The organism is Bacillus sp. FSL W7-1354 (genome assembly GCF_038002405.1).
GTDB lineage: Bacteria > Bacillota > Bacilli > Bacillales > Bacillaceae > Bacillus > Bacillus paralicheniformis.
The window spans coordinates 1,272,237-1,286,212 of sequence record NZ_JBBOCL010000001.1; the positions used below are offsets into that span (position 1 = coordinate 1,272,237).

Below are 13,976 nucleotides of genomic sequence, written 5' to 3' on the forward strand. Positions count from 1 at the left end.
GACGCCAACTTGCCAACAGGTTTCCATAAATGTATATGGCGGGGACGAAACATCTCTTCTGAATTAATTGAGGGATATCAGGCAGATCACTGTATTCCTAAACTTCCATTCATTCAGTTTTCAATTTCCTTTTTTCTGTCAATTGCAATTTTATGCAATAATGTACAAGGGTTTGCTCATCATGTTCATTCATCTTGATAAATTCAACTGTCATGAGCTGTTTGTTTGTTCTGCGATCAATGTAAGTGCGTTTAACTTGAGCATGGACGTCAATCACATCTTCATCATGTCCCTCATTTGGCAGATGGATACTTAGATTCAAATCTTCTTCCGGTTCGTGTTTTTGCGTTTCTTCAATGATTAACGCAGCGCCTCCAGCACTGATATTTGCTGTATATGTTTTAAACATTGAGCCAGATCCATATGGGCGAACAGTGACGGGAAGCGTTGTATTGACTCTAAAAAATTGCCGTCTTTGAACTTTTTTCATTTGAACTTCTTCAGGTAAATACATATTTAGTACAGGTATATCCTGATAAATTTCTCGGCCTTTTATTACACTATTAAATTTATATGGGACTTGTTGCTCATTTATAAAATGAACTGTTACCGCTGTATTTGTTGGAATAATAACAGTTCTCCCCGTTTCTTCATCAACAGGATAATGCACTCTTAAAACATTGTCTTCAATTGATAACACTTTACTTTTCGCAAGGACATATTCTTGAATTTCGTTTTCAAATTCTATTGTTATAATATTTCCTAAAGATAACAATGGACATCACTCTTTCAATTCTACTTAATCATTATATCGGTACTATGACATATAATTTTTAAAAAAGAAAGAAGAAAGCATTGAAGAAATTGAAAGACTTATCATACCCATGGGACCGTAACGCTTTGTAATGACGATCACGCGCAATACTGCATAGACTCCATTCGCTGCTCTGTGAAGATGACGACTTCATTATCATTCAATACATCATTTGATCAGGGATAGGTGTGTCTTCCATTCTATGCCCCTTTTTTCGATTTTTTTCGGAGTAAATATAAAAAACCTTGAAAGGCAATAGCCAATCAAGGTAATCCTTCAAAGTTAATCAATTCTCAAGTCAATTTAAGCATGAATATAATAGTCTGGTTCTTCATCCATTTTCTTCAAAAACTCTTCGAGTGATGGCCGCTATTTTCTTGTCAAAATAATATACTGGACAAATACCGTTCTCTTCTTCCCGTTCTAAATCTAGAGTAAGATATGTCCCCTCACCCTTCAAAAAAGACTAACATGTTCATGGGGATCCATTACTCTATCTCTATGGGTTTTATCAAGATTACAAATAAAACCATACCCTACTCTTAAATAAAACTCTCTTAGTTCATTAGGGAATTTTTTAGAAAGCTCTTGTTTGACTTCCCCAGTATTTACTTTTATTTCTTGACCCATTTTTCATTTACTCCTTGCTTCGCGCTTCGCGTTCTCAATCTTTTTCTCTAAAGAACGAACTTCCTGGCTGAGCGATTGAATATCCTCTTCTAAAGATTTGATTCGTTCATCGATTTTGCTTAAAACATCAGAAAGCTGTTTTCCGCTGATGTCATTGTAGGCAGTCTTCATCAGGCCTCGAATACGGTTAAAGGAGTCAGCAAGACTGCCTTGCCACGAATGAGACGACAACTGTGGTTCGGTGATCGTCTTTTTAGAATCAGAGAACTCCGTTTTGTCTTTTTCTAGCTCTTTGCGGCAAGCTTTCAGCTCTGTCAAAAATTCTTTCTTCATCGATAAATCAACTTTCATGATATCTAAAGCCAGCGTTTCTCCAAGTATTGAACCGATCATATGCAATACCTCGCTTCCCGAAAAATGTATGACAAAAGTAATGACCAACTAAGAGTTTACCACTATACGGAAAGGAATTGGTGAATAGATCCTTTCAACTATTCTTTAATCAAGAATTTCAAGCGCATAAAAAATGCCGCTAATGAAACGGCTGCAAAAAGATAATTCAAAACTTATTTCTAAGCTAAACAACAACATCATGACTGAGAGCGCTTGTGATGTTTCTTGAAGCTGATATACTGCCTCATTTATGCGATCCGTAAGTTTTTCTGCTGCTCGGGTTAAATACTTTTCAGCAAATCAAGAAATACTGATGAAAAAGGTGGTGTCTTTTTTGGATTTTCCAATCATTCATACAAACTTTTGGGATGCTGTTATAGCAGTGCCAATTATTTTGATCGTCACACAGATAATTAAAATTTTTCTCAAGGTTCCCAAAAAGTATGTCCCATCAATTGCGATCGCACTAGGCTTAATCATATCTGTTTGCATAAGCCATCGACACAGCCTCATAGCTGGAGTATTTATGGGCGGATTCTATGGTTACGCAGCTATTGGTTCATATGCATCATTGAAAACAACCATTTCATCATATAGAAACAAAAAAGCATAAACAGGCAGGAAAAATATATCCAGAGTTGAATTCGCTTTTTTTCCGCTTTTATCCCCCAGAGGAGGCGCCCAACGTAAGTTCACATGTTCTTAAATACATAAGCCTTAATCATCGAATAGGAAGTTATCCTGTTTGATGTCTGCCATTGAAAGGATCGGCGTCGTTCCTGCTGCACGCCCGGTTTTGCTTTATGATTTTTGTGCGCCTGTTCTCTTTCCCTTGATATAGGGCTGAAGATTGATTTCCCGAAAAAGCGAATGAATACCACCTCAACAGACACAATAAAAAGAGTTGATATTTCAGCACAATTCGCAAAGGAGTGAAACCATTGTATTGAATGATCATCAGACTGAAAATGCCCCTTTCTATTTTAAAGGAAACATAAAATTCAATAATATGGAGTGATAAACGTGACGCAAAAACATGGAGCAGACAGACCCGATGACTACAAAAGATTTTCTTCAGCAGACAAGGAATACGATTCTCAGCAATCGTTAGACAGCAATGCTAAGACAGAGAACGTTAATACTGAAACTGATAACAAAGAAAACATGAATGACAGCACGGATGTGGCAGGAAAATATTTTGACCCCTCGGATTATGAAGGAGCCACGCAGTTGGAAAAAGGATTGGCTGAAACTCATGAACAAGTCAGTGATGACTATTTTGAAGGAACGATCGATCAAAATATGGATTAGTCATTTGAACGGCGGAACTAACTTAAAAAGTAAGTTAGTTCCGCTTAGATTAACAAAGTATCGATGTTCTCAAGTCCCAAATTAATCATTCAGTAAATCAAAAGTGATGACCGAATGACAAGCTTAGTCTTTTTACTGCCTCATCTCTAGAATTCCCTCAATGATCTTGACAATTATAAAAAGATGATTGATCCCTCCTTAAAATAAAAAAGACACAAAGCAAACTCATGATTGCGCTGGTTTTGTGTCCGAGGACTCTCCATTTAAGACTAATATTTTTGTAAATATCTATTTTTTTATTCCCTGTTTCCCTATTATTATCCGTGTCACTCTTTTCATGAAATTCAAATCCCGTCTCCTTGGTCTTCCGCTCCTTTACTTCAAAATCACTTTCAATCATTGCCAATGTGGCGCGATCGAAAGGAAAACAGCTACGCCTTCCGCCGATCGAACTTTTATATGAATCTTCTATATATTTGTGCTAAGATAAAGTCATCTTTTGACAGAAAGGCGTGCTACGATGAAAAAATATTTACTCATAACAACCAGAACCGAGAATTTTAAAGATCAATATGTGCCAGCCCATTATCAATTTTTGGACAGGCTTAAAGCCGAGAACCGCTTGGAAATGTTTGGCCCTTTCAGCGATGCTTCCGGGGGCGCTTATCTTATCAGCGCAGAGTCTCTCAAGGAAGCAACAGAGATCGGAAATTCTGATCCGATTGTTGACAGCGGCTCTTCAACACTTGTCATTAAAGAATGGCAGATTAAATAAACTATTTGGACATAGCCAACATAAGCCTCTCCAAACACGGGAAGGCTAATCTTAAACGGAAAATCTAGACCTGCGGGTCATTTTGAAATTACGGTAAAACAGTTTTTTCCCTATTGAAGGAGAATAATATAAACGGCCATCGACATTTTTTAAAATTCTTTGATTTTTCATGTTCCATATTTCTTTTCCTTCGTCGGTAGGGCAAGAAGCTATTTCTTGCAATCAACAACCTAGGGGGAGCCAAAGGTGAAATCGGCAGCCCCCTAGTCCCACGATTCAATTTTCTGAACAGTCACTTTGTTTATGATCAACCTTCCACCCATTCCTTCTATCCCTTTCACTGACTGCCATGACCGTCAGTTTTTTGTTTTTCATAGTTTTTGACAGTACCGCCTATCCCTTTCCCTTTGATCCACATGATCCCGTCTACATCTTTTTCATCTAGTAAACCAAGGAGCCTATTTGTTTTTCCGTTAATGGCTGCAGCTCCTGCATATTTGATTTCCCTATTGACACCGATAACGTTTGAAGCAAATAGTTCGTTCCAGCATTCATCAGCCCGGCAATCTGGGCTCCTGCTGTGTACGGATTAACATATTGGTATGTCAAGGTGATTCGATCTTTCTTTGGATCATTGACGCCCATTTAAATAAATTTTTTCAAGGGCAGTCTCTCGGCCTTCATCAACCCCTACAGCAAAAGTCAAACCAAGATCTTCAATTTCATGGCTGCTCGACCATCCGGTTAAAAAAAGTTGGAGAGGCTTTTACACCCTATCATAGCCATACGCGATTTTTGGTTTTGTGCTTCTCCTCAAAAAACTTCCATCTTTTTCAACTCATCTATGCTACAATAAAATGGAAAAAGGAGGGGGTTTTGAATGAAACGCTTTTTGCTGGTCATGGTGTTATTTTGTGGATTTTTCAGTTTTGGGAGCAGTGCTGAAGCTTATTCGTTCCCGCACAAGCTGAATCTTACGTTTACGGGAACTCATGTGGAGGACATTCCCTATAGCGACTCTAACGTTTCTCACTGGCATATTGGCTACAAGTTTACGATTTTTAATGCAGAAAACTGCAAAACAACGATTAAAATTCAGATGATGCATCTTTCCGGCAGGTTTATGAGTTTAAGCATTAAAGATTTTGAAGGGAACTGGCCTGATCGAACTGCTCAGGATGTCATCACATTGATGCCTAGGACTTACAGGCTTTATTTTGAGAATACCGAAGGTGAATGTAAAGATATTCGTATTAAAGGAACATACGGAGCTATTCCGCAAACGTATGATAATTTCTCGGTCTTCAGCCAAAGATAGCCGTTATAAAAGACTGCAGGAAGGCAATACAAGCATAAAGGCCCGAGCAGCATTTTGCATGATAGATACTGATATAAACGAATGTGGGGGAATCATTTGAAAAACTTTTGGATATACGAAGACGAAGATCCGTACACTTTAAAAAGCATATCAGAGAGAGGCATTCTGAAAGCTGAAAAAAAGTTAGGTGTGAGACTTCCGGAGGAATATAAAGCGCTTATTCTTGAACAAAATGGTGGCTATATCAATTTTAACGCCTTCCCTTCTGAACGGCCCACCTCCTGGGCTAAAGATCATGTCCAGTTTGACTACTTATTAGGCATAGGGAAAAAGGATGGAATTCTCGAGAGTAAAGCCTTTATTAAAGAATGGGGACTGCCTGACAACCTGGTCCTTATTCATGGAGACGGCCATACGTGGATAGCGCTTGACTACAGGGAGACGAAAGAAAATCCGCCCGTTCACTATTTTGACTCAGAATTTGAAGAGAATTTTAGATTAGCCGGCTCATTTGGAGAATTTCTCTCTAAACTTTATACAGATGACTCCATTGATGATGACCGCTGCGGACATACGGGAGGCATACATTCTGGGAATGCAGATATTCCCTATGTCTATTCGGAAGATGCCATCACAAAAGAAAAAGCGGAACAGATTCTGACTGAAAATTCGGCAGCCGATCTGTATCAGATTCATTACTACCCTATTGAAGGTTTGGATGATTTAAATTGGCTTCTGACAAAAATAAAAGAAAGCTCATTGATAGCAAATATTGACAATGGTATCGAACTTGCCGTTGTTTTGGAATCTATAATTTCACATCATAAAGATTTAATCCTTGATAACGAACAAACAAGAAGGCTGGTTTTAGACATTTCAGCTATTCTAAAGAATTTGAATGACTCTGTTATAGACATCCTTTTATTACAGATAAAAGATTCCCTTTAAAAAACAACTTTTACGTTGTTTTTTATTTATGTTTCCGCCCCATTCTTTAAACTCTCCTGTTCCGAGACCTCAATGTAGGCAACTGTTGTTACTCAACCCTTTTATAAAACATAGAATACTAAATAGATTGTTGGAAATTAATCCACAAAAGGAGTTAAGATTATGAATTTGAATGATATAAAAGGAGACTATAATGCCATTTTCGGATTAGGCCACCTCTGTTTAACTGCTCTTCAGCTTAGGAAAAACAATTTAAGGCCGTATGCAGGTCCTTTAGACTGGGTCGGTACCTCTTCCCTGACCGAACTGAACCGTCTTTTAAAGAATCGCTTTTCAAATTTTATGGCACCCCAAAATCTAAGGGTAACAGGCTACTCAACAGGTGTTTATACTACTGACCGTTATATCTCTTTAACAGATGATTATTATCATGTCGATTCAGCTCATGATTTTAAAGCAGATAAAAATACACTCGAACATCTTGCCACATACAATGAAGTGATGGAAAAATTCAATAGAAGAATCAACAGATTTTATGAAAAGATGTCAACCGCTAATCGGATCCTTTTTGTCAGAACTAACGGAACCTACAAGGAGGCTCAAGAACTGGAGTCCGTATTATCGGATTTAGTACAAAACGACTTCAGGGTACTCCTTATCAATCACTCAAAAGTTAAAGGAATTGTCGAGCAGAATTGGCCATTAAAAAGAATATGCGCGGTTACACTTCCAGATCGTGAAATCTGGCAGTCTAATGATCATCTGTGGAGAGAAATGCTTAATGGCGTGAATTATATCCCCTTTTAATCAAAACTTATAAGCGACAGGAAAAGGTTATAACATCATCTTAACCTTTTCCATACATACTCTTCTCTGAAAACTAAACCAAAAAGCTGGTCTTCAAACAGAAACAATTCCCAAAGAGCGGCCTTCTGAAGTCAAGCAAGGTAAGTTTATCACTGAATTTCAAAGGAAAGATCAATAGGCGCCTTCAGGGGATCGGGATAAGATATGGTCTCTAGCTTCCAGCGCTTTTTGTCTCACCTTTTCAAGATCTGCATCAACCAATCGACCGTTTCGTTTCACTGCTTTTCCTGCGACATATACGGAATCTACATTTCCGGTGTGCGCGCTTTGGACGATGGCCCCCACCGCATCAGTGAAAGGGAGCAAATTGACGCTGTCCGTTTTCACCATGATAAAGTCAGCTTCTTTGCCGGGGGAAAGCGAGCCGATTTTATGATCGAGCCTTAATGCCCTCGCCCCGTCAATGGTCGCTGCTTTCAAGATTTGTTCGGCCGATATGCTCAATTCGGGACCAGGCATGATCCCTTCTTTCAACAGCTCTTCATTGCGCTTTGCACGCTCTGCTTGAAGGGCAAATTTCATCTGTGCGAAAAGGTCACCTCCCGTCGATGTCACAACATCAACCCCAAGTGCAGTAAGAACCCTGTTTTTTAAGGCGAGCCCTGTAACAGGATAGCCGTGGCCCATCATCATCTCAATTTCTGGTGTCACAGAAATCGAGCTTCCGTGAGCCGCAAGCATTTTCATTTCTTCTTCACTCATCGCATTGGCATGCACCATATTTAAATCGGGACCGAGCAGCCCGGCTTGATTTAGCTTCTCAATCGAACGATCTTTCGCTCCCCAGTTGCCAAACGCAATATGCATGCTGCATAAGGCATCAAGTTCCCGGGCCGTTTCGATTTCAAACACAGATGTCTTCCATGAAGAAAACTCCGGACCGCGAATGGCAAGCCCCATCGTCAAAAGCTGATCCTTCGATTGAAAATATGCTTTTTTTACCCGTTTCGCTTCGTCCATATTCGAAAGATCACTGTCTCTGTCCCAATATTCGGCATCACCGGATGTTCCGAAAGCGAATACTGCGCGAATGCCGGCGTCTTTCAGTCCCGCAATCAGCTGGTCCGTATGATCAGGCGATTCAATCATCGTCCAGTCCAGCAAAGTTGTGACCCCTGCCTCAAGCGCCTCAAGCGCTCCTAAATAGTTCGCGACCCAATCATCCTCAGGCCTTCTCATTGATCCATAATTGCCATAATAAATCCGGTTTAAATAGGTTTGCAGGGACCAGTCGGCTCCGATTCCGCGGATCACAGATTCCCATACGTGGCGGTGTGTATCGACAAATCCAGGCATGATCAGCATGTTGGAGGCATCAACAATCTCAGCGTCTCCCGGTGCAATCGACTCGGCAACGTCCAGAATGACGGAGCCTTCAATCAGCATGTCCCCTTTTTCGATCGTATGAAGCTGCGGATCAAGAGTTACAATCGTTGCATTTTGAAAAAGTGTTTTTTTCATAACGGTTCTCCTTTCTTCCCAGCCAACTAGAAAAAACAGCATCCTATATGTACCATTTTAAAATAAAAAAGGTATAAATGATATTAATATGTATTGTGCGACTTGAAAATCCGCCTTCTGAGCTAGATGGAAGAGATGCAGTACACGATCACGTTAGAAAAAAAAGAAAGGTGAATTGCAGGAAACAGCGGTTGTTTAAATTGCAATGATGCGTTGTGTATTTATCGTAAATTCTGCTTTCATACTGCTCGCAATCACGATATACGGTTACTACCTCCCAAATGGAAACAGACCATAAAAAAGCTATGGTCTGTGAAATGAGTGAACGTATATTTAACTGCGATCAAAATATGGTATAATTAAGCTTTTATTAATAGCAATGGCCATAGTCCGACTTTTTTTCATAGCCTTTGCAAGGTTTTCCGCAATGATAGTGTTCATGCGAAACGTCTTTATGATGTGAATAAGTGTGCGGATAGTAATGAACATGTTCATATTTGTGATGGTCAATTTTTTTAGTATGCTGCGGATGAATATGAGGAACGACAGACTTTGAATACTTATGATCCTCACAATATTTCGTAGGGTAAACATGCGGCTCATGATGTTTTTTGCAGTACATGTGTACACGCTCCTTTCATTTTATAGATTCACTAGTACATTATGCTGAAAAGCTAAAGCCTGACTGCATAAGTACCTATACTTTGTCCCTATTTTTGCCCGTTCATTTTCTGAAGATCGTGTTTGGAAAATCTGCTTGATTACCCTGAAGCATCCGCCGGTTGAATACCCCTTGCTTCCGGAGTTAAAAAAAGACACTAAACAAATACTTTAAATGTTCGCTTAAAGTCCTTCATCTCCAATATACCTTGACGGACACTGTATGAATATGCAGCTCTGTTTTTGTATCGAAATGAACAACAAAGCCTCTTATTAATCCATAGAACTTGTTTTTTTCTGTAATTTTCATAACGGTCGCTTCGTCTTTAAATCCTGGCGGATGGCATGGCTCACCTACAATATATTGCTTTGAATGAACGGTGATTGCTTGAATTGACTTCATTAAATTCCATTCCCCCTCAGAAACGTCATGCTTCCTTCTGCTTCTGCGCAAAACGGAGATTCACCCTAGTAAAAATTGCGATTCTTCTCTTCCCTGGAGTGCAAAATTATTCGGGTATTTTTACGCTACAAACTGTAGAAGCAGTCTCGGTGATTATCATCATAACACGTTATCCAAAATATTCCTTTCTGCTTTTTGAACATTATGTGGCGGCAGCTCCTCGGTATAGAATCAACCGATAAACTGCGTTAAAATACGGTTGAACATTTCACGTTCCTCCCAGAACGGACCGTGTCCGCTGTATTGAAACGGAACAAGATATGAATTTCTTATTTTGCGGTTGAGTTCCTTTGCTTGTGCAAACGGAATCACCTTGTCTTGAACACCGTGAATGATCAAGGTCGGAGCAGCGACTTTTCCAAGATCATCATACAGTTTCTCATCTCTCAGCATGTCGATGACCGCTTTTGTTGACCAGCCTGCCGCCTGCAATCCCAATTGAAAAAACCAGTCCGAGAACGGTTGTGTAATATATTGAAAGAAAAATGTGTCGGTCACTTCACGCATCATCTTAGGACGATCGTGAGACGCTTGCTGAAGCAATTTGGCTGCCGTCTCTTCTGTAAATCCCACAGGTGCCGCTGCATCGATCAAAACCAGCTTTGAGACCCCGGAACCCCTGTATCGCGACATATAGCGAAGTGCTATGGCGCCGCCGGTTGAATGACCGGCAAGCGTGAAGCGGTTTAGTTGAAGCGTCTCAACGACAGCGCGGATATCGTCAGCCAAACGGTTGTAATTGTAGCCCGTCGCCGGCTTATCCGAACGCCCGAATCCCCGCCAGTCAATGCCGATACAGCGGTATCCCTTTTGTGAAAGATCGTCAAATTGATATTCAAACTGCAGATGGCTTAATGGCCAGCCGTGCAAAAATACAATTGTTTTGCGGCTTTGAGGATTAATGTCTTCTACGTACAGGTTAACGCCTGATTCTGCCTGAACAAAGTATCCCATGCCGTCGCCCCCAATCATGGTGTCTTTTACCATAAGGTACTCCCAAAATGTCAATAGGTGAATGTCCTGGCGGCTGAAGGTGAAGAATTTGAAAAGGTGTGACTGGTTAGACTATTTCAAGATACGGAGGTGGTTCAATGATGAAACGCTTGGGAAGTCTTGCGCTGTCGCTTGTCCTCATGCTGCCTGCGGCGGCGATCCAAGCGCAGCCTGCCGCACCAATACCTTATCCATGCAGCGTCGTTCTTCATCCAGCCCAGGATATTCCCAATGCCCGTGGAACGGCTTTAATTGCAAAAGTGAAAAAACCGTATACCGAAGCACCTGACAGTCCAGTCAGGGAACGGCGAAGCGTCGGCATCTACGCCGATTGGCTTCCGGCCCCTGCTTCATTTGGAGATTATGATCAATATGAAGGAATGGCCCGGATACCGGACCAGATCAGCTGGCGCTTCACCATGCATCTCGTCCGGGAAGACGCGCCAAGCTGGTTTGGCGGAAGTCTTTGGGCGGGCAAATTTGATGAAATATCATCAGAGCTGACTGTGAATACCCGAGTCGAAGTGCGTCCTTTCAATTCGAAGACGAAAAAGGCCGGCCGAGCTGTTTTGCAGGGGACTTTGCAAGGTTGCAGGAACTAAATGAAAAAAAGGCCGCAGAAGCACCATTAGGACGCTTCTTACGGCCTTTTTTTCATGAGAAGAACTTTTTCTTCCGGAAAGGTTAGTATTTTTCGTAGCGATTACAAGGTTTACCGCAGTAAGAGTGATCATGATAAACCGGCTTATAGTTTGAATAAGAATGCGGATAATAGTGAACATGCTCGTATTTCTGATGATCCACTTTTTTAATATGCTGCGGATGGATGTGAGGAACGATCGTTTTAGAGTATCTGTGATCCTCACAGTACCTGGTAGGATGCACAACTGGCGGCAGAACGCGCGGTTTGCAGTAAGACATAAGCACTTCTCCCTTCCTTGAGTTTCATTCTTCATTATCAAAATATGTTGATTAGCACAAACTTGTACTAATACAAGAAACTAAAAAACCGTCCATTTTCCCCGCCTTTTCACTCAAAAAAGAGTTTCTCTGATAGTATAATAAAAAAATACTAATGAAAATGGAGTTGGACAGATGGATGTGATATCGATCGTTTCTTTTTTAGGTGCGGCTGTACTGCTTACACTTATGCCGGGCCCTGACAACTTGTTCGTTTTGGCACAGAGCATCTCAAAGGGAAAATCGGCAGGTACAGCAACCGCATGCGGGCTATGCACAGGGTTAGTCGTCCATATCACAGCTGCTGCAGCAGGTATTTCTGCTGCGATCTATCAATCAGCTGTCGCCTTCTCGATCGTGAAATATGCAGGTGCAGCCTATCTGTTGTTTTTAGCTTACCAGTCTTTCCGGCGAAAAAGTGCTGGTTTCAATCTTGAAGCTAAAGATTCATTGAACCGCAGAGCTTTATACCAAAAAGGCGTTGTGATGAATCTATTAAACCCGAAGGTCTCATTGTTCTTCCTTGCCTTTCTTCCGCAATTTATTCATCCCGGCACCTTCAGCGTGACAACGCAAATGCTCGTTTACGGCATGTTATTTTTAATTCAAGCGTTTGTGATCTTTGTGATGATCAGCCTGTTTGCGGAAAAAGTCGGAGACCGGCTGCGCAGAAGTCCGCAAGCCGCCAAAAAAGTTCATTTGCTGGAAGGGTCTTTATTCGCTTTGATCGGGCTTAAAATAGCGGTCAGCCAAAGGTAGCCGCTGAAAAAAAAGGTGTGCAGCCGGCACACCTTTTCCCGATTTTACCGCTTATAACATTTGACGCGTTTACCATTTCCGCCGTCGGCGCCGCTTTCAAGGACACAGCGGCAATGTCACCCCTAGAACATCGAGGTTCATGTGAAAATGAACAGCCCTGCATTCCGTGATTCGTTTTCAAGCTTGATCTAGAGCGGGAGCTGATGTTACGGAATCGAAGTGATTTGTTTCTTTGGCTGGAGTCGAATCACAAGACTGTCAAATTCTGCAGCGCTTTCTTGCTGTGTTAGATTCTTCCTTCGTTTCATTGTATAGTGGAGTGCCAGACAATGAGACAAAAATCAAAATACCGTTGTTCTCTATCCTCCCCCCTTTCTTTGAAGCCAGTATACAAATTTCCCGCTGCTTCGTAATGATGCAAATCGGTTATTTTCCGCTCAATCCAAATCATCAGATCGAGCAAAGCGGACACATCGATCTTAGGGATGGCAGATCAGTCAATCGATGGGCGTGGGTCTTTTTTGATAGAATATGCCGCTTTTTAAGGAGAAACGGGATCGTTTAATTGCTTTAATCAATGAGATTCATTTTCGCTTTTTATCTGCAAAGCGAGTCTTTTGAATTTATTTACAAATGGTATTTTAAATGTTATAATAAATTGTTTACAGAAATAAATTCTATTTTTATTTATATAAATCGATGAATTTAAAATGAAGGAGGTAAAAAGATGGCCAAGACTTCAATGATTGTCAAACAAAAACGGGAACAAAAGTTCAAAGTCAGAGAGTACACCCGCTGTGAACGCTGCGGCAGACCGCATTCCGTGATTCGGAAGTTTAAATTGTGCCGCATCTGCTTCCGTGAGCTTGCTTACAAAGGGCATATCCCCGGCGTTAAAAAAGCAAGCTGGTAAGAACGACTTCGTCAGCCTTTTTAAGAGGCTGGCTTTTTTGATTTAGGCTCTGTTGAATTTTAATGTTTATATTGCATGAAAATAGAGGAAATCCTATGATTAGGGTTTCCTCTATACTTGTTCAACTAACATCTCTGTTAGCTGGATAAGAACTATTGAATCAGTTGCTCATTATACACACTCATTGAGTGTACATTCTCTTTTAATAGGTTATCAATGATTTGCTTTATTACATTTGGTTCTCGTAAGTCTTCGTTCTCAAATGTTACAAGGTCACTTACTTTTATCCACTTGCAGTCTGAAATTTCATCTTCTTCGAGCTTGATAGAACCTCCGGTAACTTCACCAATAAAATGAAATAAAATAACTTGATTCTTCGTTCTGCTGATAAAATTATATACACCAGCAGCCGCAATCAGTTTTACGTCCAATCCAGTTTCCTCTTTAACTTCTCTTCGAGCTGAATGGAGAATGTCCTCTCCATATTCGATACGTCCACCCGGAAAGTTCCACTTATGAACGGCGGTAGGCTTATTCTCTTTTATCATCAAGACTTTATCATCCCGTAAGATTGATACACTGGCTACTAAAACAATTCCATTTTGCGACATCCATTTCTCCTTCATTTTCATTGGTTTGACTGGCTTCTTCTTTCATGAATCTGCTTTGTTCATTGAAAGCTCTCAACGCTTTGCTCACCTTGAGAATCAA

The 13,976-nt window shown here is 40.7% G+C and carries 18 protein-coding genes; 9 read left to right on the forward strand and 9 right to left on the reverse strand.

The annotated features are described in order from the left end of the window. Positions 1–109: 109 nt before the first annotated feature. The 3 genes from MKZ04_RS06405 to MKZ04_RS06415 form a co-directional block, all read right to left on the reverse strand. The gene (locus MKZ04_RS06405) at positions 110–775 is read right to left on the reverse strand and encodes a flagellar brake protein (RefSeq protein WP_020451782.1); all 666 of its coding nucleotides are present in this window, start codon (positions 773–775) and stop codon (positions 110–112) included. A gap of 495 nt (positions 776–1,270) precedes the next feature. Beyond that, positions 1,271–1,444, reverse strand: a complete 174-nt coding sequence (locus tag MKZ04_RS06410) for an SMI1/KNR4 family protein (RefSeq protein WP_139372626.1) — start codon at positions 1,442–1,444, stop codon at positions 1,271–1,273. A 3-nt stretch (positions 1,445–1,447) separates the two neighbouring features. After that, the gene (locus MKZ04_RS06415; RefSeq protein WP_020451783.1) at positions 1,448–1,837 is read right to left on the reverse strand and encodes a YwqH-like family protein; all 390 of its coding nucleotides are present in this window, start codon (positions 1,835–1,837) and stop codon (positions 1,448–1,450) included. Between the two features lie 334 nt (positions 1,838–2,171). On the opposite strand from MKZ04_RS06415, the gene MKZ04_RS06420 reads away from it, so the two are divergent. The 6 genes from MKZ04_RS06420 (at position 2,172) to MKZ04_RS06445 (ending at position 6,996) form a co-directional block, all read left to right on the forward strand. Continuing rightward, the gene (locus MKZ04_RS06420; protein WP_039072786.1) at positions 2,172–2,450 is read left to right on the forward strand and encodes a hypothetical protein; all 279 of its coding nucleotides are present in this window, start codon (positions 2,172–2,174) and stop codon (positions 2,448–2,450) included. A 410-nt stretch (positions 2,451–2,860) separates the two neighbouring features. Beyond that, positions 2,861–3,148 (forward strand): YozQ family protein, encoded by a 288-nt coding sequence (locus tag MKZ04_RS06425; protein ID WP_341045563.1) that lies wholly within the window; start codon positions 2,861–2,863, stop codon positions 3,146–3,148. Positions 3,149–3,668: 520 nt separating this feature from the next. Next, entirely contained in the window at positions 3,669–3,923 is a 255-nt protein-coding gene (locus tag MKZ04_RS06430) for a YciI family protein (protein ID WP_101560992.1), read from the forward strand. 880 nt (positions 3,924–4,803) lie between these two features. Continuing rightward, a complete protein-coding gene (locus MKZ04_RS06435) occupies positions 4,804–5,241 on the forward strand; it encodes a hypothetical protein (protein WP_020451788.1) in 438 nt (145 codons plus the stop codon). Positions 5,242–5,337: 96 nt separating this feature from the next. After that, entirely contained in the window at positions 5,338–6,189 is an 852-nt protein-coding gene (locus MKZ04_RS06440; protein ID WP_023857332.1) for an SMI1/KNR4 family protein, read from the forward strand. A gap of 162 nt (positions 6,190–6,351) precedes the next feature. After that, positions 6,352–6,996, forward strand: coding sequence for a DUF1796 family putative cysteine peptidase (locus MKZ04_RS06445; protein ID WP_020451790.1), 645 nt, complete (start codon positions 6,352–6,354; stop codon positions 6,994–6,996). 171 nt (positions 6,997–7,167) lie between these two features. Here the strand turns inward: MKZ04_RS06445 and MKZ04_RS06450 are convergent, their stop codons facing one another. From MKZ04_RS06450 to MKZ04_RS06465, 4 genes are all read right to left on the reverse strand, one after another. After that, the gene (locus tag MKZ04_RS06450; RefSeq protein ID WP_101560994.1) at positions 7,168–8,517 is read right to left on the reverse strand and encodes an amidohydrolase family protein; all 1,350 of its coding nucleotides are present in this window, start codon (positions 8,515–8,517) and stop codon (positions 7,168–7,170) included. Positions 8,518–8,887: 370 nt separating this feature from the next. Beyond that, on the reverse strand, positions 8,888–9,139 hold the full coding sequence (locus tag MKZ04_RS06455) for a CotD family spore coat protein (RefSeq protein WP_020451792.1): 252 nt from the start codon (positions 9,137–9,139) through the stop codon (positions 8,888–8,890). Positions 9,140–9,370: 231 nt separating this feature from the next. Next, positions 9,371–9,580 carry a hypothetical protein gene (locus MKZ04_RS06460; RefSeq protein WP_341045566.1) on the reverse strand — a complete coding sequence of 70 codons (210 nt, stop codon included), beginning with the start codon at positions 9,578–9,580 and terminating at the stop codon, positions 9,371–9,373. A 231-nt stretch (positions 9,581–9,811) separates the two neighbouring features. Further along, positions 9,812–10,594, reverse strand: coding sequence for an alpha/beta fold hydrolase (locus MKZ04_RS06465; protein ID WP_079289267.1), 783 nt, complete (start codon positions 10,592–10,594; stop codon positions 9,812–9,814). 137 nt (positions 10,595–10,731) lie between these two features. Between MKZ04_RS06465 and MKZ04_RS06470 the strand changes: the two genes are divergently transcribed. After that, positions 10,732–11,235 (forward strand): hypothetical protein, encoded by a 504-nt coding sequence (locus MKZ04_RS06470; RefSeq protein ID WP_031305168.1) that lies wholly within the window; start codon positions 10,732–10,734, stop codon positions 11,233–11,235. 82 nt (positions 11,236–11,317) lie between these two features. Here the strand turns inward: MKZ04_RS06470 and MKZ04_RS06475 are convergent, their stop codons facing one another. Next, positions 11,318–11,554: a CotD family spore coat protein gene (locus MKZ04_RS06475; protein ID WP_023857337.1), complete on the reverse strand. Its 237-nt coding sequence runs from the start codon at positions 11,552–11,554 to the stop codon at positions 11,318–11,320. Between the two features lie 174 nt (positions 11,555–11,728). Here MKZ04_RS06475 and MKZ04_RS06480 point away from each other — a divergent pair, with 174 nt between their 5' ends. Together MKZ04_RS06480 and MKZ04_RS06485 are read left to right on the forward strand one after the other, a co-directional pair. Continuing rightward, positions 11,729–12,352 (forward strand): LysE family translocator, encoded by a 624-nt coding sequence (locus tag MKZ04_RS06480; protein ID WP_020451796.1) that lies wholly within the window; start codon positions 11,729–11,731, stop codon positions 12,350–12,352. A 727-nt stretch (positions 12,353–13,079) separates the two neighbouring features. Further along, positions 13,080–13,265 (forward strand): type Z 30S ribosomal protein S14, encoded by a 186-nt coding sequence (locus MKZ04_RS06485; protein ID WP_003182651.1) that lies wholly within the window; start codon positions 13,080–13,082, stop codon positions 13,263–13,265. Positions 13,266–13,417: 152 nt separating this feature from the next. On the opposite strand, the gene MKZ04_RS06490 is transcribed toward MKZ04_RS06485, so the two are convergent. Beyond that, the gene (locus tag MKZ04_RS06490) at positions 13,418–13,876 is read right to left on the reverse strand and encodes an NUDIX hydrolase (protein ID WP_023857340.1); all 459 of its coding nucleotides are present in this window, start codon (positions 13,874–13,876) and stop codon (positions 13,418–13,420) included. Between the last annotated feature and the right edge of the window lie 100 nt (positions 13,877–13,976).